We start from the raw sequence: 25,053 nt of genomic DNA, 5'->3' as shown, positions 1-25,053 counted from the left end.
GCTGAACTGCCCTAGGCATATGCCAACCCGGGGGGAGTGCCCGCCGGATTCCCGGTCGTGGATTACCCGGGAACGGCCCCGGAAGGCGCTCCGGGCGGCCATGATGGGGGGCATGGCGGGTCTGGAGGGCGTGGAGCAACCGCGGCAGCGCGCTGCCGCGAACGCTTCGCGGTGGTTACCCATTGCCGAGGACGAACAGGGCCTCAAGGCGCTCGAGTTGTTCGGCAATCCCGCCGAGGGCGAGGTTCGTCTGCCGTCCCGCCCGGAGTCCGCGGCCACCGCGCGCCGGCTCGCCCAATGCGTCCTGCTCCGTCAGTGGGGGCTCTCCCCACAGATCACCGAACATGCCGTGCTGCTCGTCTCGGAACTCGTCGGTAACGCCGTCCGGCACACCGGCGCCCGCGTCTTCGGACTGCGCATGCTGCGCCGCCGTGGCTGGATTCGGATCGAGGTGCGCGATCCCTCCCGCGGGCTGCCGTGTCTGATGCCGGTGCGCCCGATGGACACCAGCGGCCGCGGCCTCTTCCTGGTGGAAAAGCTCTCCGACCGCTGGGGAGTGGACCTGCTGCCCCGCGGCAAGGACACCTGGTTCGAGATGCGCATCGCGGACCGCCAGCCTTCCTGAGGGCCTGTCGGGCGACCTCCGGTCCGGCGCCCGAAACCTGGCACGCACTTCCCCCAGGCCCCAAAAGGCCACGGGCGCCCCACCGAGGACGCTTCGGCGCCTTGCGACAGGCTCTGAGACGGCCGACCGGCAGCGCGGACGGCGCACCGGCAAAAATGACCGGTATGGCACCTTCGTCATGTCAATCAGTATGTTTGCGGCTATTCGCCCCTTAAATGGTTGGGTGACTGAGATCGACCGCCGCAGCGCGCTGCGGGCAGGAGCGGGCGCGGCCATCGCCGGGGCTCTCGCCGCGGGCTGTTCGGGTGGCAGACCCGCCGCCGCCCCGCCGTCCGCTCCCGCAACGCCCGCCGGTCCGTCCGGAGCGGCGAAGTCCGCCGCCCCCCGGCCCGCTCCCGCGCCCCGCGCGTTCGCCGGGCAGCCCGTGCAGATCGACCACGGCCCCCGCGACCGCCCCCGGGTGGCACTCACCTTCCACGGTCAGGGCGACCCCGCCATCGCCACCTCCGTACTTGCCGAGGCCGAGCGGGCCGGCGCCCGGGTGACCGTGCTCGCGGTCGGCACCTGGCTGGACGCATATCCGCGGATGGCCCGCCGGATCCTCGACGGCGGCCACGATCTCGGCAACCACACCCTTCACCACACCTCCATCTCGACGATGGGGGAACAACAGGCGTACGCCGAGATCACCGGCTGCGCCGACCGGCTGCGCAAGCTCACCGGCTCCATCGGCAGCTGGTTCCGCCCCTCCCGCACCCCGGACGCGACCCCGCTCGTCCGGCAACTCGCCGGCCGGGCCGGCTATCCGCACGTCCTCTCGTACGACGTCGACTCCCTCGACTACACCTCGCCCGGCCCCACCGCCGTCACCCGCAACGTCACCACCGCCGTCCGCAACGGATCCGTGGTCTCGCTGCACTTCGGCTACGCGGACACCGTTGCCGCGCTGCCTGCCCTGCTCGACGTCCTCGACCGCCGCGGGCTGCACGCGGTGACCACCACGGAGCTGCTGACCCCATGACCCCTGTCCCCGCAATCACCGGAAAGCGCACCGCGGTGCTGCTCTCCGCCGTCCTGCTCGCCGCTCTCTCCGCCTGCGGGTCGCCGGGGAAGAAAAGCGCCCCGCAGCACCCGAACACCGAGGCCGCGGCGCCGGCAGCCAAACAGAAGACGGTCCCCGCCGGACTGCCCGGCATGCCGCCGGTGCTCGACCCGAAGGACCTCTACACCGCCGACCGGCCGAACCGGCTCTCGCCGGTCGTCAAGGACTTCCCGTCCCTGGTCTACGTACCGAACACCAAGTCCGACACGGTGACCGTGATCGATCCGAAGACCTACAAGGTCGTCCGCACCATCCCGGTCGGGGTCCAGCCGCAGCACGTCGTCCCGTCCTGGGACCTGAAGACGCTCTGGGTCAACAACGACAAGGGCAATTCGCTGACGCCCATCGACCCCGCCACCGGCAAGGTCGGCAAGCCCGTCGACGTCCACGACCCGTACAACCTCTACTTCACGCCCAACGGCAAGTACGCCATCGTCATGGCCTCGCTCGACCGTCAACTCGTCTTCCGCGATCCGCACACCATGAAGATCGCCAAAACCGTCCCGGTCACCTGCTACGGCGTCAACCACGCGGACTTCTCCGCCGACGGCCGGTACTTCATCGTGTCCTGCGAGTTCTCCGGCGAGTTGCTCAAGGTCGACACCGAGAAGATGAAGGTGATCGGCCAGCAGAAGCTCCCGCTGGACGGTGCGATGCCGCAGGACGTCAAGATCTCGCCGGACGGCAAGACCTTCTACATCGCCGACATGAAGGCCGACGGAATGTGGGTGCTGAACGGGGACACGTTCACCACCCCGAAGCTGCTGCCCACCGGCAAGGGCGCGCATGGTCTGTACATCAGCCGCGACTCCCGGGAGATGTACGTCTCCAACCGGGAAGAGGGCACCATTTCGATCTTCGACTTCCCGAAGAACAAGCTCACCGAGAAATGGATCCTGCCGCACGGCGGCAGCCCCGACATGGGCGGGGTCTCGGCCGACGGGAAGGTGCTCTGGCTCTCCGGCCGCTACGACTCCGAGGTGTACGCCATCGACACCGCCACCGGGAAGCAACTCGCCCGTATCCCGGTCGGCGACGGCCCGCACGGCCTCGCCGTGTACCCGCAGCCGGGGCGGTACTCGCTGGGCCACACCGGGGTCTTCCGCTGACCGACCGACTCACCGCACCACCAACAGCGCCTCCGAACCCACCGGCCGGTATCCCGCCGCCTGGAACGCCCGCACGCTGCGGGCGTTCCCCGGCGACTGCTGGGCCCACACCACGCCGTCCTCGACCAGGTGCCGTGCCGCCACCGCGAGACGCGGCCCGAGACCTTGGCCGCGCGCCGCCTCGTCCACCTCGATCGCTGCTTCCCAGCGGCCCGCGACGCCCCGGCCGAGCACCAGCACCCCGCCGTCGGCGGTCCACACCCGCACCTCGTCGCGGAACGTCACCGACCGCGCCACCCTCGGATGTCCGGGGTCCTCGATCTCCCGCAACCGCAGCGGCGGCTCACCCGGCAGCGCGGGGGCGGCCGTCAGCAGATCGATGGTGTTCATCCGCCGGCCGGTACGCGCCATCAGCCCGGCCAGGAACCCCGGGTTCATCGCCGCCGCCAGCGGGTCCGACTCCGCGGCGGCGAGGGCGGCCCGCACCCACGCGGGATCCTCGTCCAGGAAGACCACCGCGTGCGCCGTGAAGGCCAGCACACCGGCGTCCCTGACGTTCGGCTGGGCGATCACCGTGGTGGAACCGTCCGGCGGGGGGAAGACCCCTCGGGCCGCCGCTGCGAGGATGTCTGCCAATGCGCTGCTCACGTCCGGTCCTCCCGTGTGTCTTCGGTCAGCACGAGTCTCCACTAATCTGACCTCCGACTAATCTGACCTCCGTCAGACAAGCACCAAGAAGGGGTGGACCCAGTGGCGGACATCGAAGAGGCGCGTAAGGCGTTCGGACGTCTCGATGTGGACGGCGACGGCCGGATCACGGCGAGCGAGTACAAGAGCGTCATGGCGCAGCTCGGTGACTTCCATGTGACCGAGACGGTGGCCCAGTCCCTCATCAAGTCCAAGGACGCCAACGGCGACGGCAAGCTCTCCTTCGACGAGTTCTGGGCCGCGCTCAACAAGTAGGCGCTCAACGCGTGGGCGCCGCTCTTCGGCAGGCGTGCCGGTGGGTGCCGTACGAGCCCGAACGGCGGTACGGCACCCACCGGCACGCAGGCTCGGTAACCTGGCCCGGCATGGAGCGGCAACATGAGTGGTTGCGCAGCGCCCTGCGCCTGGCGGCCGCCTCCGCCGATGAGGCGACGGCGCCCCACCTGATGCGTCAGCTGTGCCATGACTGCGCGGAACTGCTCCGGCTGCCGGAGTCCGGAGTGCGGCTCGCTGAACTCGCGTCGCCGGATGAGCACTCGGGTCTCGCAGGTGACCGCGCCCTGATCAACGTCGAGCTGCGGGCGGCGCGTCAGCGCCGGCCCGGCTTCACCGTCCGCGTACCCGCGGAAGGTCACACCCTGGTGACCCTGCTGCCGCTGCACGGCGGCGATGCCCGCCCCCGAGCCGTGCTCCAACTGATCAGCGGGCAACGGAAGTTGACTGCTGAGGAGGTCGAATCGGCCCAGCTGCTGGGGGGCCTCGCGATCCTGCTGCAGGCACAGAGCGAGGAACTGCGGCACCGGCGGGCGACCGCCGACCAGCTGAGCCGGGCGCTCGACAGCCGGGTCGTCATCGAGCAGGCCAAGGGCATGCTCGCCGAACAGCTGCGCACCGATACCGGCGAGGCCTTCGACGTGCTGCGTGGCCATGCCCGCTCGAACCGGCTGAAACTGGCGGATGTCGCCAGGGCGGTCCTGGACCGGCAGCTGACCCTGGGCGCCGGACCGCCGGGCTGACGGGCGCCGGATACGGGTCTGCCGCACCGAGCAGCATCCGGAATACCGCGCCCGCCCCAGGGGTTGCCGCCGACGCGAGGACACATCAGCACCCGGAGGGCAAGTCATGAAGATCGGCATCATCGGCGCCGGCCAGATCGGCGGCAATCTCACCCGGCGGCTCACCACCCTGGGACATCAGGTGTCCGTGGCCAACTCGCGCGGACCGCAGACGCTGGGCGCGCTTGCCGAGGAGACCGGCGCCACCCCGGTCACGGTCGCCGACGCGGCGCGCGGCGCGCAGGTCGTCGTGATCACCATTCCGTTGAAGGCCGTGCCCGAACTCCCCTCCGGGCTGCTCGACGAGGCCGCCGAGGGCGTCGCCGTGATCGACACCGGCAACTACTACCCGCAGCAGCGTGACGGCCGTATCGCCGCGATCGAGGAGGGGCAGCCGGAGAGCGGCTGGACGGCCGAACAGATCGGCCACCCGGTCATCAAGGCGTTCAACGGCATTTACGCCCACAACATCATCGACCAGCATCTCCCGCCCGGTGCCCCCGGCCGCTACGCCCTGCCGGTGGCCGGCGACGACGAGGCCGGCAAGCAGGTCGTACGGGACCTCATCGACGAGATCGGCTTCGACACGGTGGACGCCGGCGGCCTCGACGAGTCCTGGCGTCAGCAGCCCGGCACACCGGTGTACGGCCTTTCCGGCAGCGTGGACGACGTACGCAAGGCCCTGGAGGCGGCCTCGCCGGAGCGAACGGCCGCCTGGCGGGCGTAACGAACCGGTGGCAGGGGAGCGTTGCGAGGCGCCCTCTGCCACCGGCCCCCTGCTACCCGACCTTGGCCCACGCGCGCAGCGCGGCCTTGCTGGAGAAGTCGGCCACGCTCTTGTCGAGCGGATGGTCGGTGTACTGGTGGAATCGCCACTTCGCCTTGATGCGGGGCTTTCCCGCGGTCACGTAGTCGGCGATCCAGAGCCCGTCACCCGCGTACGAGGTGGTGTCGACGTTCAGCCAGAAGTTGCGGTTCGCGTACAGCAGCACCCGGTGATGCGGGCGCAGCCGCTTGACCTCGCGGATGAAGTGGTCCTTCTCGGAGTTGCTCGCGTGAGTGCCCTCCCCGGTGCTCTCCCAGTCCACTGCGAGCAGGTCGGAGCCCTGTTCCGGGGCTTTGCCGACGAAGTACTCGGCCTGGGTCGTGATGTTGCCCGGCCACAGAAAATGGTAGAAGCCGACGACACAACCGCCGTCCCGGGCCTGCTTGGTCTGCGCGGTCAGCCGCGGATTGACGTACGTGTGACCCTCGGTGGCCTTGATGAACACGAAGCTGACACCGTCGGTGTCGAACGACGTTTGGTACGTACTCACATCGATGCCGTGCAGCATTGGCATCGCCTCCTCGCGGCTCGTGGGGGTCCCTCGGTATTCCACTTACCCGTTCGGAAGGCAGAACCAGCACTCGAACGTGTTACCGGGCCGCCGTCCGCGTTCGTTCCACCCCTCGTTGGTGACGACGAGCGACCCGTTTGTGCCCTCCGAACCCGAACGAGTTCGCCGGTGCGGCTTCCCACCGCCCGGTACGGGCCTCTCCCGTGAACCACCTCCAACGCGACCCGCTCGTCGACCCGTTGGACATGGCGAGTCATCGGCACCGCCCCGCCCCGCCCCGCAACGCCACGATCGCCACTGTTGCCCCCAAAGCCCCGGAGACGCCCGGCAGATGGCCGGTCGTGGACCGGGTCGCGGTGACTACCGGATCCGTACCGATGGTGCCGGCGATCGCTCCCGCTCCGGCCGGGTCGCCGTGCGGAGTGAGGTGGCATGGGCGGTTACGTGACCGATGATCCGGGCCGGGACCGGCGTCCCCGCACGCAAGCCACGGTGACGGCGAATGCCGTGGGGGACCGGGGGCACACGCCTGTCGGAGCTCAAGGGCCGGGCAGGCTCGTGAGCAGACGTCCGATCTGGTGAATCGGATCGGTCCTTGTCGGTCGGAGGGGGCGGGCCCGCATTGCGACTGAGATCCAGTGACCCCCACCAACCGGGCTGGCGGCGGGTACGGCAGGGCCGGGGTTTCCGCTATCTCGACCGGCAGGGAGACACGCTCCGCGACAGGGAACAGCTGGACCGCCTGCGCGGCCTCGCCATCCCGCCGGCCTGGACGGATGTCTGGATCTGCCCCTGGCCCAACGGTCACCTCCAGGCAGTCGGCACGGACGCTGCCGGACGACGGCAGTACCTCTACCACCCGGAGGCGCGGACCCGCCAGGAGCAGGCCAAGCACGAGCGGGTCCGGGAGGTCGCGGCCGCTCTGCCGGATCTCAGGCTCCGGGTGGCCGCTCACCTGTCGGCGCGCGGACTCGGCAGGGACCGGGTGCTGGCCTGCGCCGCCCGTCTGCTGGATCTGGGCTTCTTCCGGGTCGGAAACGAGAGCTACACCCGCGACCACCACACCTACGGGCTGACGACGATGCGCCGGAATCACGCGCTCTGCCGACGGGGAGAGATCGAATTCTGCTACCCGGCCAAGGGCGGCAAGCAGCTGGTGCGCGCGGTGGTCGACGAGCAGGCGTACGAGACGGTGCGGGCGTTGCTGCGCCGGCGCGGTGGCGGCGACCAGCTCTTCGAGTACTGGGAGTCCCGCGCCTGGCACGAGGTGCGCAGCACCGAGCTCAACGACTGTCTGCGCAGCCTCTCGGGCGTGGACATCACGGCCAAGGACTTCCGGACCTGGCACGCCACGGTACTTGCGGCGGTGGGCCTGGCGGTGTCCGCACCTGTGGCGGCGCGGTCCGAGACAGCCCGGCGCCGGGCTGTTGCCCGGGTGGTGAGGGAAGTGAGCGACTACCTGGGCAACACCCCGGCGGTCTGCCGCGCCTCGTACATCAACCCGCGTCTCTTCGAGCTCTTCGACGAGGGCCGCACCATCGCTGTGGACCTCGAACGTCTCGGTGAGGTGGCGAGCTACGGCAGCCCGGCGACTCAGGGGCCCGTCGAAGAGGCGGTACGGAGACTGCTCGGGTGAGCCGCATCCGTACCGCCTTCTCGACGGGCCGCCGACCGGGAGTGCCCGGCTAGATCATTTCTCCCAGCTCGTCTTCCTCGATTCGGGCTTCCCTGCGGGCCTCCTCGACATGCTCCTCCACCTCGGCCGTCGGCAGCTTCGACCGCAGGGCCAGCACATAGACGATCGCTGCCAGAGCCAGGTTGACGACGAAGCCCCAGCCGAGCCCGATGTAGCCCCGGCCCCCGTCGTAATCGCCCACCCAGCTGATGATGGCCAGGCCGCCCAGCCACGGCACGACCCAGGGCGCGCCCGCTTTCCAGTCCATCTTCGGCGAGCGGCCCTTGTCGAGCGCCTCGAAGATCGCCAGAAAGACGAATCCGATGCAGATCGTCACGAACAGCTTCCAGTTCGTCTTCCAGCCGGCCCAGTAGACGATCAGATTCGCGGAGTACAGGGCGAGGAACGGAATGATGTCTCCGCCCGGCACTCGGAACGGCCGCTCCTGGTCCGGGATCTGGCGCCGCATGGCGGCCAGGACGAGCGGGCCGGCGCCGAACGACAGCACCGTCGCCGAGGTGATGAAACCGACCAGCTGCTGCCAGCTCGGGAAGGGCAGGAAGACGATCAGACCCAGCACGAAGGTGACGACCAGGCTCACCATCGGCGCCCCCCGCGATGTCGTCTTGGTGAGGGATTCCGGCGCGTTCCGGTTCTGCCCCATCGCGTAGGAGATGCGCGCGGTGACCGTGGTGTAGATCAAGCCGGTGTCCGCGGGAGAGATCACCGCATCGACGTACAGGATGTAGGCCAACCAGCCCAACCCGATCGCGCTCGCGATCGCGGCCAGCGGGCCGAAGTCGTCCGCGAACGAGAGGCTGAGCCAGCCGCCCGAATGCGTCAGGTCATGGCCCGGAACCGCACCGATGAAAGCGACCTCGAGAAGAATGTAGATCACCGCGGTGAGCAGCACCGAACCGATGATCGCGAACGGCACGTTCCGCTTCGGATTGCTCGTCTCGCCGGCCAGCTCCACGCCCTGCCGGAAGCCCAGGAAGGAGAACGTGATCCCCGCCGTGGAGATGGCGGTGAAGACGCCCTTCGCCCCGCCCGGCGAGAACCCGCCGAAACTGGCGGTCGAGAAGTTGCTGCCGTGGAAGGCGGTGACGAAGAAGGCCGCGATCACCATGAGGATGACGCCCAGCTTCCACCACACCAGGACGTTGTTCACCCGGGCGAACCAGCGGATACCGAAGTAGTTCAGCGCCACGAAGCAGGCCATGGCGATGACCGCCACGACGTATCCGAGCCCGGTGAGCGTGTGTGTGCCGGTCGACGGATGGGAAACGGTGAAGTCGGCCCACTTGGTGGCGTACTGCAGGGCTCCCTCCACCTCGATGGGAGCCACGGTCGCCGCGGCGATCCAGGTGATCCAGCCCATGGTGTAGCTGGCGAACGACCCGAACGACAGGTGCGGGAACCGCACCACACCGCCGGACAGCGGGAACATCGTGCCCAACTCCGCATAACAGAGCCCGATGAGCAGGATCATCACCGCGGCGATCGCCCAGGAGAAGATCGAGGCGGGCCCCGCCTCCCGCGCCGCGTTCAGCGCTCCGAACAGCCAGCCCGAACCGATGATCGAGCCGACGCCCGCGAACAGCAGGCTGATCCGGCCCATGTCCCGGCGCAGTCTGGGCTCCTCCGCAGGCTCTCCGGGAGGCCTGGAAATCGTTGTCATGAGACCAACCCCTGTCGTCTCTCTGCCCTAGCCTCCTGGGGGGCTTTCTTCTCTCGTGTTTTCACAGCCCACCCCTGCCCAGCAACATGACTGTCATGTCAGGCGAAAGGTGAGGAGAAGCGCCGCCCGGCTGCTCACGCGGCATGCTGGCTCCGGTCCGCCCGGCTCCGGTCCTGCGGAGCGTAGTACAAGCGGGAGTGGATCGGCAGGGTCGACGCGGACGCGGCTCCGCTCACTCGGACGGCTCCACGAAAGGGGCAGGAGCTCGAGGAACGGACCCCGAGCGGACCACTGCGGTTGCCGGGGCGGACGGGTGGCGGAAGCCTGGCCCTTGGCTGAACAGGGTCCTCGCACCCGCGTCACCGCAACCCCACGAAACCACCACCCCAACGCCACCGCCCCGGAGGGTGACCGTGCCCAGGATGACCGAGTACAGCAATGGAACGCCGTGTTGGATCACTCTGTCGGCGCCCGATCTCGACGAAGCCAAGGATTTCTACGGGCAGGTGTTCGGCTGGGACTTCGATGACATGGGGGAGGAGTTCGGCCACTATCAGATCGCGAAGCGCCACGGGGAACCGGTCGCCGGGATCGGCCCGCACGTGTCCGGATACGGGGACCCCGCGTGGATGACTTTTCTGTCGACGAACGATCTGGACGCCATCGCCAAGAAGATCCCGGACGCGGGTGGTGCCGTGGTGACCGAGCCGATGGACGTCCCCGGCCAGGGCCGCATGGTGGTGGCCTCCGACGCCGCCGGGGCGCCCTTCGGGCTGTGGCAGGGCACCGGCATGCACGGTGCGGGGCTGGCCAACGAAACCGGCACGTTCATCTGGAACGAGAACCTGTCCACCGACCCGGCCCGCGCCCGCGAGTTCTACCAGCAGGTCTTCGGCTACACCTACGAAAAACCGGAAGGTATGGACACGTCCGAAATCGCCGAGTACCACATGGTCAAGATTGACGGCCGGCCGGTCGGCGGCATCGGCTCGCAGCCACGCATGCTTCCCCCGGGCACACCGTCGTTCTGGAACACCTACTTCTGCGTCGACGACACCGATCAGTCGGCGGCCACGATCAGGCAGCAGGGCGGAGAGATCCTCGTGGAACCGCAGGACGCGCCGTTCGGCCGGTTCGCTGTCGCCCGGGACAAGGGCGGAGCCAGCTTCGCCGTCGTGACCCCGCCGGCCGGCTGACGGGGATACGGGCCTTTCGGCCTTCAGGCCCGTACGTCGAGGGGGCGCGGCCCGTCCGTGCTCCGCATGAGGATGGCGTAGAGGGTGGCGGAGGCGACGATTCCGGCCAGTGCCCCCGCCCTGTTGGCGCCGGCGGTGTACCAGAAGGCGCTGCCGGGGGTTTCGTCCATCAGGGCGGGGGCGTCGCAACGGTTGCGGCGCAGCAGGATGTCCGTGGCGCAGATGGCCATGGCCGGGCCGAGCAGGGCAAACGCCGACAGCTGTTCTGCCCGTACACGTGCTTGCCCGAGCCCAGCGGTCTGCCGGGGCGGAACACCACCTGGTGCAGTCAGTTCCGCTCCGCTCAGCACCGCTGAAGTCGGATCAGCACTCGATGATGTTCACCGCGAGCCCGCCGCGCGCGGTCTCCTTGTACTTGACCGACATGTCGGCGCCGGTCTCCTTCATGGTCTTGATGACCTTGTCCAGCGACACCTTGTGGCTGCCGTCGCCGCGCATCGCCATCTTCGCCGCGGTGACCGCCTTGACCGCGGCCATGCCGTTCCGCTCGATGCACGGGATCTGGACCAGGCCGCCGACCGGGTCGCAGGTCAGGCCGAGGTTGTGTTCCATGCCGATCTCGGCGGCGTTCTCCACCTGCTCGGGGGAGCCGCCGAGCACCTCGGCCAGCGCGCCGGCCGCCATGGAGCAGGCGGAGCCGACTTCCCCCTGGCACCCGACCTCGGCGCCCGAGATGGAGGCGTTCTCCTTGAAGAGCATGCCGATGGCGCCCGCGGAGAGCAGGAAACGGACCACGCCCTCCTCGTCGGCGCCGGGGACGAAGTTGATGTAGTAGTGCAGTACGGCGGGGATGATGCCGGCCGCGCCGTTGGTCGGGGCGGTGACGACGCGGCCGCCCGCGGCGTTCTCCTCGTTCACGGCCATCGCGTAGAGGGTGATCCACTCCATGGCGCGCGCCAGCGGATCGCCCTCGGCGCGCAGCTGGCGGGCCGAGTGGGCGGCGCGGCGGCGGACCTTGAGGCCGCCGGGAAGGATGCCCTCACTGGATATGCCGCGGGAGACGCAGGACCGCATGACCGCCCAGATGTCGAGCAGCCCTTCGCGGATCTCGGCCTCGGTGCGCCAGGCCATCTCGTTCTCGAGCATCAGGGCGGAGATCGACAGGCCGGTCTCGCGGGTCAGCCGCAGCAGCTCGTCGCCGGTGCGGAAGGGGTGCTTGAGGACGGTGTCGTCGAGGACGATGCGGTCCTCGCCGACGGCGTCCTCGTCCACGACGAAGCCGCCGCCCACCGAGTAGTACGTCTTCTCGAGCAGCGGGGCGCCCTGCTGGTCGTACGCGAAGACCGTCATGCCGTTGGCGTGGTAAGGCAGCGCCTTGCGGCGGTGCAGGATCAGGTCCGCGTCGTAGTCGAAGGCGACGTCGTGCGCGCCGAGGAGATTGATCCGGCCCTCGCTGCGGATCGCGTCGATCCGCTGGTCGGCGTGTTCGACGTCCACCGTACGCGGCGACTCGCCCTCCAGCCCGAGGAGCACCGCCTTCGGGGTGCCGTGCCCGTGGCCGGTCGCGCCCAGCGAGCCGAAGAGTTCGGCTCGCACCGACGTGGTGTGGGCCAGCAGACCCTCGTTCTTCAGGCGGCGGGCGAACATCCGGGCGGCCCGCATGGGGCCTACCGTATGGGAGCTGGACGGGCCGATGCCGATCGAGAACAGGTCGAAGACCGAGATGGCCACGGAGAACTCCTAGCTGGTTGGTAGACGCCGTTGTCTGCCGGGGTGGTGCAGATGCGTGAGCGACGTACACGGTGCGGGGCACCGCGCGCACGGTCCAGTGTGCGCGGTGCCCCGTGGTTCGTACAAAAACCGTGCGAAAAGGTACGGAACTGCTACTTCAGGCCGGGGTACAGCGGGTGCTTCGCCGCGAGGGCGGTGACCCGGGCGGCCAGTGCCTCCCGGTCGTAGGTCGGCTTCAGCGCGGCCGCGATGATGTCCGCGACCTCGGTGAAGTCCGCCGCCTGGAATCCGCGGGTGGCCAGGGCCGGCGTACCGATCCGCAGGCCCGATGTGACCATCGGCGGGCGGGGGTCGTTCGGGATGGCGTTGCGGTTGACCGTGATGCCGACCTCGTGGAGGCGGTCCTCGGCCTGCTGGCCATCCAGTTCGGAGTTGCGCAGGTCGACGAGGACCAGGTGCACGTCCGTACCGCCGGAGAGCACCGAGACGCCGTGTTCGGTGACGTCGGCCTGCACCAGGCGCTCAGCCAGGATGCGGGCGCCGTCCAGGGTGCGCTGCTGGCGGTCCTTGAAGTCGTCGGTCGCCGCGACCTTGAAGGAGACAGCCTTGGCCGCGATCACATGCTCCAGCGGGCCACCCTGCTGACCCGGGAAGACCGCGGAGTTGATCTTCTTGGCGAGCTCGGCGGTGGACAGGATCACGCCACCGCGCGGGCCGCCGAGGGTCTTGTGCGTGGTGGTGGTGACGACGTGCGCGTGCGGGACGGGGGAGGGGTGCAGACCCGCGGCCACCAGGCCGGCGAAGTGCGCCATGTCGACCATCAGGTACGCGCCGACCTCGTCGGCGATCTTCCGGAACGCGGCGAAGTCCAGCTGCCGGGGGTAGGCGGACCAGCCGGCCACGATCAGCTTCGGCTGGGACTCCTTGGCGAGGCGGGCGACCTCGGCCATGTCGACCTCACCGGTCTGCTCGTCGACGTGATAGGCGACCACGTTGTAGAGCTTGCCGGAGAAGTTGATCTTCATGCCGTGGGTCAGGTGCCCGCCGTGCGCGAGGTTCAGGCCCATGATCGTGTCACCGGGCTTGAGCAGCGCGAACATGGCGGCGGCGTTGGCCTGGGCGCCCGAGTGCGGCTGTACGTTCGCGTGCTCGGCGCCGAAGAGCGCCTTCACCCGGTCGATGGCGATCTGCTCGATGACATCGACGTGCTCGCAGCCGCCGTAGTAGCGGCGGCCGGGGTAGCCCTCGGCGTACTTGTTGGTGAGGACCGAGCCCTGGGCCTCCATTACGGCGACCGGAGCGAAGTTCTCCGAGGCGATCATTTCGAGGGTGGACTGCTGGCGGTCCAGCTCGGCGTCGACAGCGGCGGCGACGTCCGGGTCGAGCTCATGGAGGGAGGAGTTCAGAAGCGACATCAAAAGTCCCTAGTTGCCGGCGGAGAGAGCGTCGTACTCGTCGGCGGAGAGCAGATCGTCCGGCTCACCGGTGACGCGCACCTTGAACAGCCAACCGCCCTCGAAGGGGGCGGTGTTCACCAGCGACGGGTCGTCGATGACGTCCTGATTGACCTCGGTGATCTCACCGGAGACCGGTGCGTACAGGTCGCTGACCGACTTGGTCGACTCCAGCTCACCGCAGGTCTCGCCCGCGGTCACCGTGGAGCCGGCCTCAGGGAGCTGCGCGTAGACGACATCGCCGAGCGCGTTGGCCGCGAACTCGGTGATGCCGACCGTCGAGACGCCGTCCTCGGCGCCCGACAGCCACTCGTGCTCCTTGCTGTAACGCAGCTGCTGGGGGTTGCTCATGACCTGATTCTCCCGGATGCGGTGGAGTGCTGATGAACGGATGTCTTGAGTGCTGAGATGAAGGCGGGACCCGGAGGGGTGGGCTGGGTCACTTCTGACGCTTGTAGAAGGGGAGCGCCACGACCTCGTACGGCTCATGCGTACCGCGAATGTCCACGCCCACCCCGGAGGTACCCGGCTCGGCGTGTGCCGCGTCGACGTAGGCCATGGCGATCGGCTTGCCGATGGTGGGTGAGGGGGCGCCCGAGGTGACCTCGCCGATCACCCGGCCTTCGGCGACGACCGGATAGCCCGCCCGGGGTACCCGGCGGCCCTCGGCGATCAGGCCGACCAGCTTGCGCGGCGGGTTCGAGGACGCCCGCTCGGCGGCGGCCTCCAGGGCCGTGCGCCCGACGAAGTCGCCCTCCTTCTCGAACTTGACGACGCGGCCGAGACCGGCGTCGAAAGGCGTCAGCGCGGTGGTCAGCTCGTGCCCGTACAGCGGCATGCCCGCCTCCAGGCGCAGCGTGTCGCGGCAGGAGAGACCACAGGGCACCAGACCCACCGGGGCGCCGGCATCGGTGAGTGCCTGCCACACCTTCTCGGCGTCGGACGGGGCGACGAACAACTCGAAGCCATCCTCGCCGGTGTAACCGGTACGGGCGATCAGCGCGGGGACGCCGGCGACCGTGCCGGGCAGACCGGCGTAGTACTTCAGCCCGTCCAGGTCGGCGTCGGTCACCGACTTCAGGATGCCGGGGGACTCCGGCCCCTGCACCGCGATCAGGGCGTATGCGTCGCGGTCGTCCCGTACCTCGGCGTCGAAGCCCGACGAACGCTCCGCCAGTGCGTCCAGCACGGTCTGCGCGTTGCCCGCATTGGCCACGACCAGGTATTCGGTTTCGGCCAGCCGGTAGACGATCAGGTCGTCGAGGATCCCGCCGTCCTCCCGGCAGATCATCGTGTAGCGGGCCCGGCCCGCGCCGACGGTGCCGATGTTGCCGACCAGGGCGTGGTTCAGCAGGTCCACGGCCTGCGCGCCGGTGACGGTGATCTCGCCCATGTGCGAGAGGTCGAAGAGTCCGGCGCGGGTCCGTACGGCGTTGTGCTCGTCGCGTTCGCTGGCGTATCGCAGCGGCATGTCCCAGCCGGCGAAGTCGGTCATCGTGGCACCCAGCGAACGGTGCAGGGCTCGAAGAGGGCTGTGGTGCGAAGCGCCATCAGGTAGGGCGGTGGTGGGCGACGGGTGGGCGGTGTGGCGCGGGGTGGGGTCGGGGGTGGTGCTCATATGTGGGGCTCCCGGGGCATGACAGGCGAGGGTGATTCCTCCCCATCTGTCATCGGAACCTGAGAGGTTCGCCGGCGCCTGTTGAGAAGGCTCGGCTTGCACCTTGGGTGGGACCGCACGGCGGCGGCCCGCTTTTCAGATCTGCCTCGTCCGCGCGGTACGGGGCCTGAGAGATTACAAGGGAGGGACTTGCTCCTTCGGCGCCCCGGCAACTGGCCGGGGACTCTCCCGCGCGGATTCGAACGGCCTGTATGGAGTTGGCGCGCACATCATCGCACGGCGGGTGCGACCGGCAAATCACTTGTCCCGCATTACCGTTTCTTTACACTTCTTGGGCAGAGGGTCACTGCGGGACGGGCGGTCTGACGGGGGACCCGACGGGCGTCCTTACGGGGGGAGCGGTCATGACGGGGCAGACGCGGGGCGCGGTGGCACCGTTGAGGAGTCCTGCTTTACCGGCCGGCGGGCCGGGCGCGTCGGTGCGGGAGGCGATCGGCTGTCCGCCCGGCGCGGCGACAGCGCCCACCGTCCGCGATCTGCGGGAGCGGGCCGGCCACAGCCCGCACGGCCTGCACTTCGCGTCGGGGGACCTGGTGGTCGTTTCAGGTCTGCCCGGCAGCGGCAAGTCCACCCTGCTGAACCGGGCCGCCGCGGCCCACCGCATCGACTCGCAGGACGCACGGGAGCGCTGGCAGCGCCGGATGCCCCGCTTCCTGCCCTACTGGAGCTACCGCCCGCTGGTGCGGACCGCGCACTACGCGGGGCTGTGGCGGGCGCTGCGTTCCGGCGAGAGCGTCGTCGTGCACGACTGCGGCACCCAGGCGTGGGTGCGCGGCCGGCTCGCCCGCGCGGCGCGGCGGCGCGGCCGCGCTCTGCATCTGCTGCTGCTCGACGTGACACCCGATGTGGCGCGGGCCGGACAGGCCGAGCGGGGCCGGGGCGTCTCCGCGTACGCCTTCGCCAGGCACCAGCGGGCGATCGGCCGGCTGGTGCGCGACGCGGAGAGCGAACGGCTGCCCGCCGGCTGCGGTTCGGCGGTGCTGCTCGACCGTGCGGCGGCGGAGGTGCTGAGCCGGATCGGCTTCGGGGACGGGCCCGGTTACGCGGGTGGACCCGGGTACTCGGCCGGGCCCGGTTACGCAGGAGGGCGAAGCCACGACGGGTCGCCGGGTCGTTAGGGTCGTTCGGTACACGACAGGTAAGAAGGGGATATCTCGGTGGACATGGCATGGCCGGGCAATGAGCTCGAAGAGGTACTGACGGCCTCGGTCGGTAACCCCGCCGCGGGCGGCCGGTTGATCGAGGTGCTCGGGCGCAGCAGCCTCTGGGTGCCGCTGCCCAACGGTGGCAGCAACGACAGCCGTGCTCTCGACCTGCCCACCCTCGACGTGGACGGCGGCGCGTACGTGCCGGCCTTCAGTTCCGAGGCGGAGTTCCTGCGATGCGTCGGCTCGCACCTCTCCTTCACTGTGGCGCCCGCCGTCGAATTCGCCCGGGGGCTTCCACCGCAGCTGGGCATAGCCGTGAACCCGGGCGGCGCGGTCGGTATGCCGCTTCCGCCGCCCGCCGTCGCCGAGCTCTGCCGGGCCGGGCGCACCTTGCTGGACGGGCCGGCGAGCGGCGGACGGGTGCGGCTCTTCGAGCCGGACTGGCAGGAGGACCCGGTGGACTTCCTCTCGGTGGCCGCCGGCGAGTTCGACCAGATCGGCGTGGTCCGTTCGGCCCGCAGAGCGCTCGCGTCGATCGAGGGCGGCGATCCGGTTCTCTTCGTGGGCATCGAGTTCGCGACCTGGGACGGCGCGGGGCGGGATGCCCCGATGGACGCGCTCGGCCGGGCACTCGGCCGGGTCGAGGTGCGCTGGCCGGTCAATCTCCTGCTGCTCGACGTGGCACAGGATCCGGTCGTCGACTGGATGCTGGAGAAGATACGGCCCTTCTACGTCAGGGACGCGCTGATGCCCTCCTAGTGGGTGCCGACGCCTCCGCCCGCCTCAGGACCGGGTGCGCGGCGGACGGCGGACCTGCGACGCCGGCCACGGAACCCCCCACTGTCTTGAGCGCGGGAGAGGGTCCGCACGCCGCGTGGGCGAAACGCCCGAACAGCTCCTCCCCGAGGCCTCAAGGGCCCGGGGGTGCCCCCACGGAGAGCGCTCCGCCGCCTTGCGATGCACCGCATCCGATGCCGCAGGCTGATCCACCGCCTGCCGCGCACCAGGCCGTAAGCTGGTGCAATGCACGGCACGACCGACCGGCGAGCGACTGGCCGACGGGGGGACCTCCCAGCGACTGCTGGGGGAGGGCGGATCGACGAGGGGCGGGACAGCGAGTGAGTGCGTCGGGCACGGCGGCGGCCGGGCAGGTCGAGCACATGCTGCGGCAGGTGACCCCCGGGCGCTACGACGCCTATGAGGCGTTGCTGCACGCGCTGGCCGACAGCCACCTCTGGATGCTCCTCTGGCACGGCCAGGCCGGGTCGGCCGACGCGCAGTACGGGAACATGGAAGTCGCCGGACTCGGCTACGCCCCGTGTGTGACCTCTGCCCAGGAACTGGCGGTCAGTGGCTGGAATCGTTCGCACGAGGTGATCACCGGCCGCGATCTGGCCCGCTCGCTCTACCCGGACCGCTGGGGCGTCTGGTTGAACCCGCACGCGCCCGGCGGTGGCGTCGGTATCCCGTGGACCGATCTGCGGCGGATCGCCACCGGACTCGACCGGATGCCGGCCGGTCCGCTGCGGCTGTCCGAACCCGCCCTCGACATTCCGCAGTTCTACGCGCTGCTCGGCCAGAACGCCCACCGCACCCCCGCGGTCCGCTCGCTGCGCCGTGTCTGGGTGCAGCCCGCCCTCGGTACCCCGTATCTGGCCATCGGTCTGGATCTGTACGACACCGGTCAGCAATCCGTCGACTCCGTACGGGCGATGATGCAGCAGTCGATCGCCGCGGTGCCCGACGGGCTCCCCGTGTCGACGGTCGCGATGTCCGACGAGTACGACCCGGTCGGGATGTGGCTGCGGGCCAACTCCCGCCCTTTCTACGACCGCGAGGCGCAGGTGGCCCCGTCGCCTGCAGCCGGCTATGGCTACCCGCCAGTAGGCTGACCGCCGACCAAAGGGCCCATAGCGCCCGTTGGGGATCATGTCCGGCCTGATTCGTTGAGCGGCGCACCAACCGCTCACGCGATCCGCCCGTCCGGATAACGGAGTGTCGCTGACCGCATCACGGTTGCGCAAACATTCACCGTGAGGTCTGGCGGGTGATCACAACCGCGATGAAGACTCCCCGCTAACGAGCATCGCCGTGCCTTCTGCACGACGCGTTCTACGAACAACTTTCGAAGTTCAGACGTCACATCAGCACAGTGGCATCACCCGATGCGCTTGATGCACTGCAGCCGCCACCGCGGCAGGTATGGGCCGGCCACCGCCGGCCGGGAGGGGTCAAAGGCACTGTGACCGCACCGATCGAGACCACCGGATCGACTGCCTCAGCGCAGCCGGAGGCAGTACTCACGGGGGCCGCGCAGAGCCAGATCGAGGGCCGCTCGCTCGGCCGGATCGCCTGGACGCGCTTCAAGCGGGACAAGGTCGCCATGGCGGGCGCGGTCGTCGTGATCCTGCTGATCCTGGTCGCCGCACTGTCCAAGCCGATCCAGGCGCTGTTCGGGCTCGACCCGAACGCCTTCCACCAGAGCCTCGTCGACCCGACCCTGCTGGCGCCCAAGGGCAGCTTCGGCGGTATCAGTTGGAGCCACCCGCTGGGCGTCGAACCGCAGACCGGCCGGGATGTCCTGGCGCGCATCATCGAGGGCTCCTGGGTCTCGCTGGTGGTCGCCGCGGGTTCCACCCTCCTGTCCGTCGTCATCGGCGTCGTGATGGGTGTGGTGGCCGGCTTCTACGGCGGCTGGGTGGACAGCGGCATCAGCCGGCTGATGGACACCTTCCTGGCGTTCCCGCTGCTGCTCTTCGCGATCTCGATCTCGGCTTCCCTGCAGGGCCATGCGTTCGGCATGGACGGCCTCACGCTCCGGATCGCCGTACTGATCTTCGTCATCGGCTTCTTCAACTGGCCCTACATGGGCCGGATCGTCCGTGCGCAGACGCTGAGCTTGCGCGAGAGGGAGTTCGTGGAGGCATCCCGATCGCTGGGTGCGCGCGGTCCCTTCATTCTGTTCCGCGAGCTGCTTCCCAACCTGGTCGCGCCGATCCTCGTGTACTCGACGCTGCTGATTCCCACCAACATCCTCTTCGAGGCATCCCTGAGCTTCCTCGGCGTGGGCATCGCGCCGCCGCAGGCGTCCTGGGGCGGCATGCTGTCCGCCGCGGTCGACCTCTACCAGGTCGACCCGATGTTCATGGTCATTCCTGGCATGGCGATCTTCATCACCGTGCTGGCCTTCAATCTGCTGGGGGACGGGCTGCGCGACGCACTCGACCCCCGTGGCAAGTAATCGCGGCCGTGCCGCACCGGACAACCGAGGGGGCTTTCCTCAGGATGAACAGCAGGAAGACGGCAGCGGCGATAGCCGCGACGGTAGCGTTGGGGCTCGCTGCCACCGCATGCGGCAGCAGCGACAGCGGCAGCGGCAGCAGCAACGCCAAGGCCGACGCAGGCCTGACCAGCATCGTCAACAAGTCCGACAAGAAGGGGGGGACGGTCACCTACGAGCACTCCAGTGGTCCCGACTCCCTCGACCCCGGTAACACGTACTACGGCTGGGTGCAGAACTTCGCCCGCCTCTACGCGCGTTCTCTGGTGACGTTCAAGCCGGCCGCCGGCAAGGACGGCCTGACGATCGTGCCCGACCTGGCCACCGGTCTCGGCAAGGCCAGCCCGGACGCCAAGACCTGGACGTACACGCTCCGCAAGGGCGTGAAGTTCGAGGACGGCACCGAGATCACCTCGAAGGACGTCAAGTACGCCATCGAGCGCAGCAACTTCGCGCCCGAGGCGCTGTCCAACGGGCCCACCTACTTCAAGGCGTACCTCGAGGGCGGCGACAAGTACAAGGGTCCCTACAAGGACAAGAGCCCGGACGGGCTCAAGTCCATCGAGACCCCGGACGACTCGACGATCGTCTTCCACCTGAACAAGCCGTTCGCGGACATGGACTACCTGGCGGCCTTCTCGCAGACGGCCCCCGTGCCGGCGAAGTCCGACAAGGGCGCCTCCTACGTCCAGCACATCGTGTCCTCGGGCCCGTACAAGTTCTCGGCTTACAGCGAGAGCCGCGGCGCCACGCTGGTCCGTAACCCGCAGTGGGAGCCGAAGAGCGACCCGATCCGCAAGGCGCTGCCGGACAAGATCGTCCTGAAGCTCAACGTCAACCCCACCACGGTCGACGAGCACCTGCTCAACAACACGACCACGACGGACATCGCGGGTACGGGTCTGCAGTCGAAGACACAGCCGAAGGTCCTGAGCAAGGCGTCGGAGAAGGCGCACACCGACAACCCGTACGCCGGCGCCCTTCAGTATCTGGCGCTGAACGTCAACGTGAAGCCGTTCGACAACATCGAGTGCCGCAAGGCCGTGCAGTACGTCACGGACAAGGCCGGCATGGTCGACTCGATCGGCGGCAACGTCAAGGGCGCCCCGGCGACGACGGTGATCCCGCCGACCGTGGCCGGTTACAAGAAGTTCGACCTGTACCCGAGCGCGGGCAACAAGGGCGACGTCGCGAAGGCCAAGGAGCACCTGGCCAAGTGTGGTCACCCGAAGGGCTTCAAGACGACGCTGACCGCGCGCTCCGACCGTCCCGACGAGGTCACCGCCGCAACCCAGCTGCAGCAGAGCCTGAAGAAGATCGGCATCACCGCCGACATCAAGACCTTCCCGGCGGACAAGTACTTCACCGACTTCGCCGGCGTCCCGGCCTGGGTCCACAAGAACAACGCCGGAATGATGATGATGGCGTGGGGTGCCGACTGGCCCACCGGCTACGGCTTCCTCGACCAGATCGTCGACGGCACCGCCATCAAGCCGTCCGGTGGCACCAACCTGATGGAGCTCAACGACAAGGCGATCAACGCCGAGCTGGTCAAGGGCATCGGGACCATCGACACCACGGCGCGCAACGCCATCTGGGGCGACGTCGACCAGAAGGTCATGGAGAACGCGTCCCTCGTGCCGCTCTACTACCGCAAGAACCTGCTCTACCGCCCGGACAACGCGGAGAACGTCACGGTCACGGACGCATACCTCGGTATGTACGACTACGTGCTGATGACTTCGTCCAACAAGTAACAACACCTGTTCAACGACAGCACCCCCTGAAAGGCAGGTGAAGGCGCTGGGTCGGACGGGCTTACCCCGTCCGACCGACCCGGCGCCGCACGGCTGTGGCTGCGTACATCATCCGACGCGTATTCGCCGCGGTGTTGCTGCTGCTGGTGGTCAGCGCAGTCACATTCGCGATCTTCTTCCTTGTTCCCCGTCTCGGCGGGCAGACGACCGACTCGATGGCCGCTCAGTACGTCGGCAAGAGTCCGGACCCGGATGTCATCGCCGCCGTCAAGCAGAACCTGGGGCTGGACCAGCCCCTCTACCTGCAGTACTGGCACTTCATCAAGGGCATCGTCGTCGGCGCCACCTACCACTTCGGGCCCGACCCGGCGGTGTGCCACGCGCCGTGCTTCGGCTACTCCTTCAAGACCCACTCGGCCATCTGGCCCGAGATCAAGCAGCGCATACCGGTGACGCTGTCGCTGGCCGTCGGTGCGGCGGTCATCTGGGTCATCTCCGGTGTGGCCACCGGTGTCGTCTCGGCACTCAAGCGCGGAACGATCATCGACCGGCTGGCCATGGGCGTCGCCCTTGCCGGTGTCTCGCTGCCAATGTTCTTCACCGGCCTGGCTTCGAGCGCGCTGTTCAGCTTCCACTGGGCCATCTGGGGCAATATCGAGTTCGTACCCTTCACGACGAACCCGGCCGACTGGGCCTGGAATCTGGTCCTCCCCTGGTGCACGCTGGCGTTCCTCTATTCAGCGCTCTACGCCCGTCTCACCCGAGCCGGGATGCTGGAGACCATGGGTGAGGACTACATCAGAACCGCCCGGGCCAAGGGCCTGCGGGAGCGGAACGTGATCGTTAAGCATGGCCTGCGGGCCGCGCTGACCCCGCTGGTGACCATCTTCGGAATGGACTTCGCGCTGCTCGTCGGCGGCGCTGTCATCACCGAGACGGTCTTCAACTTCCAGGGGATGGGCGCTTACGCCATCCAGGGCGTGACCAAGGCCGACCTGCCCGTCGTCATGGGCGTGACGCTGGTCGCCGCGTTCTTCATCGTTGTCTGCAACCTGCTGGTGGACCTTGTGTACGCCGCGATCGACCCCCGGGTGAGGCTCTCATGAGCGACGTGCACAAGAAGGACCCGGCCGAGCCCGCGAGCACCGCTGCGGCCGCCTCGTCCGGCGACGAGAAGAGCTTCCTCTCGGTCCGGGACCTCCGCATCCACTTCGACACCGACGACGGCCTGGTCAAGTCCGTGGACGGGGTCAGCTTCGACCTGAAGGCCGGACAGACCCTGGGGATAGTCGGCGAGTCGGGTTCGGGCAAGTCGGTGACCTCCCTCGGGGTCATGGGTCTGCACACCTCCGACCGCGCCCGGATCTCCGGTGAGATCTGGCTCGATGGCGAGGAACTGATCGGCGCCGGCCCCGAGCGGGTGCGCAAGCTGCGCGGGCAGAAGATGGCGATGATCTTCCAGGACCCGCTGTCCGCCCTGCACCCGTACTACAGCATCGGCGCGCAGATCGTGGAGGCGTACCGGGTCCATAACCACGTGGACAAGAAGACGGCCAGAACCCGTGCCATCGACATGCTCGACCGGGTCGGCATCCCCGAACCCGCGCAGCGTTTCCACGACTACCCGCACCAGTTCTCCGGCGGTATGCGCCAGCGCGCCATGATCGCCATGGCCCTGGTCAACAACCCCGAGCTGCTCATCGCGGACGAGCCGACGACCGCGCTGGACGTGACCGTCCAGGCGCAGATCCTGGACCTCATCCGTGATCTGCAGAAGGAGTTCGGGTCGGCGGTCGTCATCATCACCCACGACCTCGGCGTGGTCGCCGAGATCGCGGACAACCTCCTGGTGATGTACGCGGGCCGGTGCATCGAACGAGGCAGCGCCGAGCAGGTCTTCTACCAGCCGCAGCACCCCTACACCTGGGGTCTGCTCGGTTCGATGCCACGTATCGACCGCGAACAGACCGAGCGTCTGGTTCCGGTCAAGGGCTCACCGCCCAGCCTGATCAACGTCCCGTCCGGCTGCGCCTTCCATCCGCGTTGCCCGTACGCCGACGTCCCGAAGGACAACATCACCCGCACCGAGCGTCCAGAACTGCGGCAGATCACGGACGGCCATGTCTCGGCGTGCCACATGACGCAGGCTCAGCGGGAAAAGATCTGGACCGAAGAGATTGCGCCGAAGCTGTGACTGATCAGAAGAAGCAGGATCCGCAGAAGGACGCGCCGAAGGGGCCGGCGGCCGAGCCGCTTCTCAAGGTCACCGACCTGGTCAAGCACTTCCCGATCACCAAGGGCGTGCTGAAACGCAAGGTGGGGGCGGTCCAGGCGGTCGACGGACTGTCCTTCGACGTGTACCCGGGGGAGACTCTGGGCGTCGTCGGCGAGTCCGGCTGCGGCAAGTCGACGATGGGCCGGCTGATCACCCGGCTGCTGGAGCCGACCGGCGGCAAGGTCGAGTTCGAGGGCCGGGACATCACTCATCTCTCGGCGGGGAAGATGCGGCCGATGCGCCGTGACGTCCAGATGATCTTCCAGGATCCGTATGGCTCGCTGAACCCCCGGCACACCGTCGGTGGCATCGTCGGCACCCCCTTCAGGCTCCAGGGCGTCGAGCCCGACGGCGGTGTCAAGAAGACCGTCCAGGGCCTCCTCGAGCTGGTCGGTCTCAACCCCGAGCACTACAACCGCTACCCGCACGAGTTCTCCGGCGGTCAGCGCCAGCGCATCGGCATCGCCCGCGCGCTCGCCCTGCGGCCCAAGCTCGTCGTCGCCGACGAGCCGGTGTCCGCCCTGGACGTGTCGATCCAGGCGCAGGTGGTCAACCTGCTGGACGACCTGCAGAGCGAGCTCGGTCTGACCTACGTGATCATCGCGCACGACCTCTCGGTCATCCGCCATGTCTCGGACCGCATCGCGGTGATGTACCTCGGCAAGATCGTCGAGCTGGCCGACCGCAAGTCGCTCTACGAGTCGCCGATGCACCCGTACACCAAGGCGCTGCTCTCCGCGGTGCCGGTACCCGACCCGCGGCGCAAGGGGGCCAAGAGCGACCGGATCCGGCTGGAGGGTGACGTCCCTTCGCCGATCTCGCCGCCGAGCGGCTGCCGTTTCCACACCCGGTGCTGGAAGGCCACGGAGGTCTGCGCGGTGCAGGAGCCGCCGCTGGTCGCACTGGCGACCGGGCACCAGGTGGCCTGCCATCACCCGGAGAACGCGCCCGACCAGGTGCCCGGGCAGGAGCGGCTGCCGAGAGCGAGGGAATCGGCCGAGGTCATCTCCATCGCCGAGGCAGCCCCAGCGGCCGACGCGGCACCGAAGACGGCGAACGAGCAGGATCCGCCCGAGCAGGAGTCGGCCGAACACGAGGCGGCCGAACACGAGTCGACCGAGCAGGAGACACCTGGGCAGGACACCCCGGCGCAGGAGTCACCTGAGCAGGAGTCAACTGAGCGGTAGCCATGACAAGTTCGTAAAGTCATAGTGCACAGTCATGTACATGCCGCCTCGGGAG

25 protein-coding genes and 1 riboswitch are annotated in these 25,053 nt (G+C 68.7%); of the genes, 16 read left to right on the top strand and 9 right to left on the bottom strand.

Annotated elements, in window-relative coordinates:
• The first annotated feature begins 100 nt into the window (after nucleotides 1–100).
• The 3 genes from AB0M87_RS01250 (at nucleotide 101) to AB0M87_RS01240 (ending at nucleotide 2,836) form a co-directional block, all read left to right on the top strand.
• Nucleotides 101–625 carry an ATP-binding protein gene (locus tag AB0M87_RS01250; RefSeq protein WP_365849134.1) on the top strand — a complete coding sequence of 175 codons (525 nt, stop codon included), beginning with the start codon at nucleotides 101–103 and terminating at the stop codon, nucleotides 623–625.
• Nucleotides 626–815: 190 nt separating this feature from the next.
• Entirely contained in the window at nucleotides 816–1,646 is an 831-nt protein-coding gene (locus AB0M87_RS01245; RefSeq protein WP_365849852.1) for a polysaccharide deacetylase family protein, read from the top strand.
• Complete coding sequence (locus AB0M87_RS01240; RefSeq protein ID WP_365849133.1) at nucleotides 1,643–2,836, top strand: hypothetical protein; 1,194 nt, start codon at nucleotides 1,643–1,645, stop codon at nucleotides 2,834–2,836. Before AB0M87_RS01245 ends, AB0M87_RS01240 begins: the two co-directional genes overlap by 4 nt.
• A 9-nt stretch (nucleotides 2,837–2,845) precedes the next feature.
• On the opposite strand, the gene AB0M87_RS01235 is transcribed toward AB0M87_RS01240, so the two are convergent.
• The gene (locus AB0M87_RS01235) at nucleotides 2,846–3,484 is read right to left on the bottom strand and encodes a GNAT family N-acetyltransferase (RefSeq protein WP_365849131.1); all 639 of its coding nucleotides are present in this window, start codon (nucleotides 3,482–3,484) and stop codon (nucleotides 2,846–2,848) included.
• Between the two features lie 102 nt (nucleotides 3,485–3,586).
• Between AB0M87_RS01235 and AB0M87_RS01230 the strand changes: the two genes are divergently transcribed.
• The 3 genes from AB0M87_RS01230 (at nucleotide 3,587) to AB0M87_RS01220 (ending at nucleotide 5,326) form a co-directional block, all read left to right on the top strand.
• A complete protein-coding gene (locus AB0M87_RS01230; protein WP_365849129.1) occupies nucleotides 3,587–3,799 on the top strand; it encodes an EF-hand domain-containing protein in 213 nt (70 codons plus the stop codon).
• A 110-nt stretch (nucleotides 3,800–3,909) separates the two neighbouring features.
• Nucleotides 3,910–4,560, top strand: coding sequence for an ANTAR domain-containing protein (locus AB0M87_RS01225; protein ID WP_365849128.1), 651 nt, complete (start codon nucleotides 3,910–3,912; stop codon nucleotides 4,558–4,560).
• Between the two features lie 10 nt (nucleotides 4,561–4,570).
• Nucleotides 4,571–5,326 (top strand): NAD(P)-binding domain-containing protein, encoded by a 756-nt coding sequence (locus AB0M87_RS01220; RefSeq protein WP_365849850.1) that lies wholly within the window; start codon nucleotides 4,571–4,573, stop codon nucleotides 5,324–5,326.
• 52 nt (nucleotides 5,327–5,378) lie between these two features.
• On the opposite strand, the gene AB0M87_RS01215 is transcribed toward AB0M87_RS01220, so the two are convergent.
• Complete coding sequence (locus tag AB0M87_RS01215) at nucleotides 5,379–5,933, bottom strand: glycoside hydrolase family 25 protein (RefSeq protein ID WP_365849127.1); 555 nt, start codon at nucleotides 5,931–5,933, stop codon at nucleotides 5,379–5,381.
• A 256-nt stretch (nucleotides 5,934–6,189) separates the two neighbouring features.
• Nucleotides 6,190–6,585 carry a hypothetical protein gene (locus tag AB0M87_RS01210; RefSeq protein WP_365849125.1) on the bottom strand — a complete coding sequence of 132 codons (396 nt, stop codon included), beginning with the start codon at nucleotides 6,583–6,585 and terminating at the stop codon, nucleotides 6,190–6,192.
• On the opposite strand from AB0M87_RS01210, the gene AB0M87_RS01205 reads away from it, so the two are divergent.
• On the top strand, nucleotides 6,559–7,572 hold the full coding sequence (locus AB0M87_RS01205) for a DNA topoisomerase IB (RefSeq protein ID WP_365849124.1): 1,014 nt from the start codon (nucleotides 6,559–6,561) through the stop codon (nucleotides 7,570–7,572). The two genes, AB0M87_RS01210 and AB0M87_RS01205, sit on opposite strands and share 27 nt — an antisense overlap.
• A 49-nt stretch (nucleotides 7,573–7,621) precedes the next feature.
• Here the strand turns inward: AB0M87_RS01205 and AB0M87_RS01200 are convergent, their stop codons facing one another.
• On the bottom strand, nucleotides 7,622–9,292 hold the full coding sequence (locus AB0M87_RS01200; RefSeq protein WP_365849123.1) for an APC family permease: 1,671 nt from the start codon (nucleotides 9,290–9,292) through the stop codon (nucleotides 7,622–7,624).
• 422 nt (nucleotides 9,293–9,714) lie between these two features.
• On the opposite strand from AB0M87_RS01200, the gene AB0M87_RS01195 reads away from it, so the two are divergent.
• The gene (locus AB0M87_RS01195) at nucleotides 9,715–10,488 is read left to right on the top strand and encodes a VOC family protein (protein WP_365849121.1); all 774 of its coding nucleotides are present in this window, start codon (nucleotides 9,715–9,717) and stop codon (nucleotides 10,486–10,488) included.
• 23 nt (nucleotides 10,489–10,511) lie between these two features.
• On the opposite strand, the gene AB0M87_RS01190 is transcribed toward AB0M87_RS01195, so the two are convergent.
• The 5 genes from AB0M87_RS01190 to gcvT all read right to left on the bottom strand — a co-directional run bounded on the left by AB0M87_RS01190 (nucleotide 10,512) and on the right by gcvT (nucleotide 15,291).
• Nucleotides 10,512–10,718, bottom strand: coding sequence for a hypothetical protein (locus AB0M87_RS01190; RefSeq protein ID WP_365849119.1), 207 nt, complete (start codon nucleotides 10,716–10,718; stop codon nucleotides 10,512–10,514).
• Between the two features lie 133 nt (nucleotides 10,719–10,851).
• Nucleotides 10,852–12,219 carry an L-serine ammonia-lyase gene (locus AB0M87_RS01185; RefSeq protein ID WP_365849117.1) on the bottom strand — a complete coding sequence of 456 codons (1,368 nt, stop codon included), beginning with the start codon at nucleotides 12,217–12,219 and terminating at the stop codon, nucleotides 10,852–10,854.
• A 152-nt stretch (nucleotides 12,220–12,371) separates the two neighbouring features.
• Nucleotides 12,372–13,634, bottom strand: a complete 1,263-nt coding sequence (gene glyA / locus AB0M87_RS01180; protein ID WP_365849116.1) for a serine hydroxymethyltransferase — start codon at nucleotides 13,632–13,634, stop codon at nucleotides 12,372–12,374.
• A 9-nt stretch (nucleotides 13,635–13,643) separates the two neighbouring features.
• On the bottom strand, nucleotides 13,644–14,024 hold the full coding sequence (gene gcvH / locus AB0M87_RS01175) for a glycine cleavage system protein GcvH (protein WP_365849114.1): 381 nt from the start codon (nucleotides 14,022–14,024) through the stop codon (nucleotides 13,644–13,646).
• 88 nt (nucleotides 14,025–14,112) lie between these two features.
• Nucleotides 14,113–15,291: a glycine cleavage system aminomethyltransferase GcvT gene (gene gcvT, locus AB0M87_RS01170; RefSeq protein ID WP_365849112.1), complete on the bottom strand. Its 1,179-nt coding sequence runs from the start codon at nucleotides 15,289–15,291 to the stop codon at nucleotides 14,113–14,115.
• A gap of 145 nt (nucleotides 15,292–15,436) precedes the next feature.
• A riboswitch (glycine riboswitch) is annotated at nucleotides 15,437–15,532 on the bottom strand.
• 163 nt (nucleotides 15,533–15,695) lie between these two features.
• Between gcvT and AB0M87_RS01165 the strand changes: the two genes are divergently transcribed.
• The 8 genes from AB0M87_RS01165 (at nucleotide 15,696) to AB0M87_RS01130 (ending at nucleotide 24,998) form a co-directional block, all read left to right on the top strand.
• Nucleotides 15,696–16,469, top strand: a complete 774-nt coding sequence (locus tag AB0M87_RS01165) for an AAA family ATPase (protein WP_365849110.1) — start codon at nucleotides 15,696–15,698, stop codon at nucleotides 16,467–16,469.
• Nucleotides 16,470–16,514: 45 nt separating this feature from the next.
• The gene (locus tag AB0M87_RS01160) at nucleotides 16,515–17,258 is read left to right on the top strand and encodes an enhanced serine sensitivity protein SseB (RefSeq protein ID WP_365849109.1); all 744 of its coding nucleotides are present in this window, start codon (nucleotides 16,515–16,517) and stop codon (nucleotides 17,256–17,258) included.
• A gap of 359 nt (nucleotides 17,259–17,617) precedes the next feature.
• Nucleotides 17,618–18,391: an enhanced serine sensitivity protein SseB C-terminal domain-containing protein gene (locus tag AB0M87_RS01155; protein ID WP_365849107.1), complete on the top strand. Its 774-nt coding sequence runs from the start codon at nucleotides 17,618–17,620 to the stop codon at nucleotides 18,389–18,391.
• Between the two features lie 350 nt (nucleotides 18,392–18,741).
• Nucleotides 18,742–19,740 carry an ABC transporter permease gene (locus AB0M87_RS01150; RefSeq protein WP_365849106.1) on the top strand — a complete coding sequence of 333 codons (999 nt, stop codon included), beginning with the start codon at nucleotides 18,742–18,744 and terminating at the stop codon, nucleotides 19,738–19,740.
• 44 nt (nucleotides 19,741–19,784) lie between these two features.
• The gene (locus AB0M87_RS01145) at nucleotides 19,785–21,536 is read left to right on the top strand and encodes an ABC transporter substrate-binding protein (RefSeq protein ID WP_365849104.1); all 1,752 of its coding nucleotides are present in this window, start codon (nucleotides 19,785–19,787) and stop codon (nucleotides 21,534–21,536) included.
• Nucleotides 21,537–21,631: 95 nt separating this feature from the next.
• Nucleotides 21,632–22,642 carry an ABC transporter permease gene (locus AB0M87_RS01140; RefSeq protein ID WP_365849103.1) on the top strand — a complete coding sequence of 337 codons (1,011 nt, stop codon included), beginning with the start codon at nucleotides 21,632–21,634 and terminating at the stop codon, nucleotides 22,640–22,642.
• Nucleotides 22,639–23,730 (top strand): ABC transporter ATP-binding protein, encoded by a 1,092-nt coding sequence (locus tag AB0M87_RS01135; protein ID WP_365849102.1) that lies wholly within the window; start codon nucleotides 22,639–22,641, stop codon nucleotides 23,728–23,730. The genes AB0M87_RS01140 and AB0M87_RS01135 overlap by 4 nt, the downstream gene beginning before the upstream one ends.
• Entirely contained in the window at nucleotides 23,727–24,998 is a 1,272-nt protein-coding gene (locus tag AB0M87_RS01130; protein WP_365849100.1) for a dipeptide ABC transporter ATP-binding protein, read from the top strand. Before AB0M87_RS01135 ends, AB0M87_RS01130 begins: the two co-directional genes overlap by 4 nt.
• Nucleotides 24,999–25,053: the final 55 nt, after the last annotated feature.

Origin of the sequence: Streptomyces sp. NPDC051320, assembly GCF_040682175.1 — a bacterium.
GTDB lineage: Bacteria > Actinomycetota > Actinomycetes > Streptomycetales > Streptomycetaceae > Streptomyces.
The sequence above is the reverse complement of the archived record's forward strand: the minus strand, read 5'-3'. Positions and strand labels throughout refer to the sequence as shown.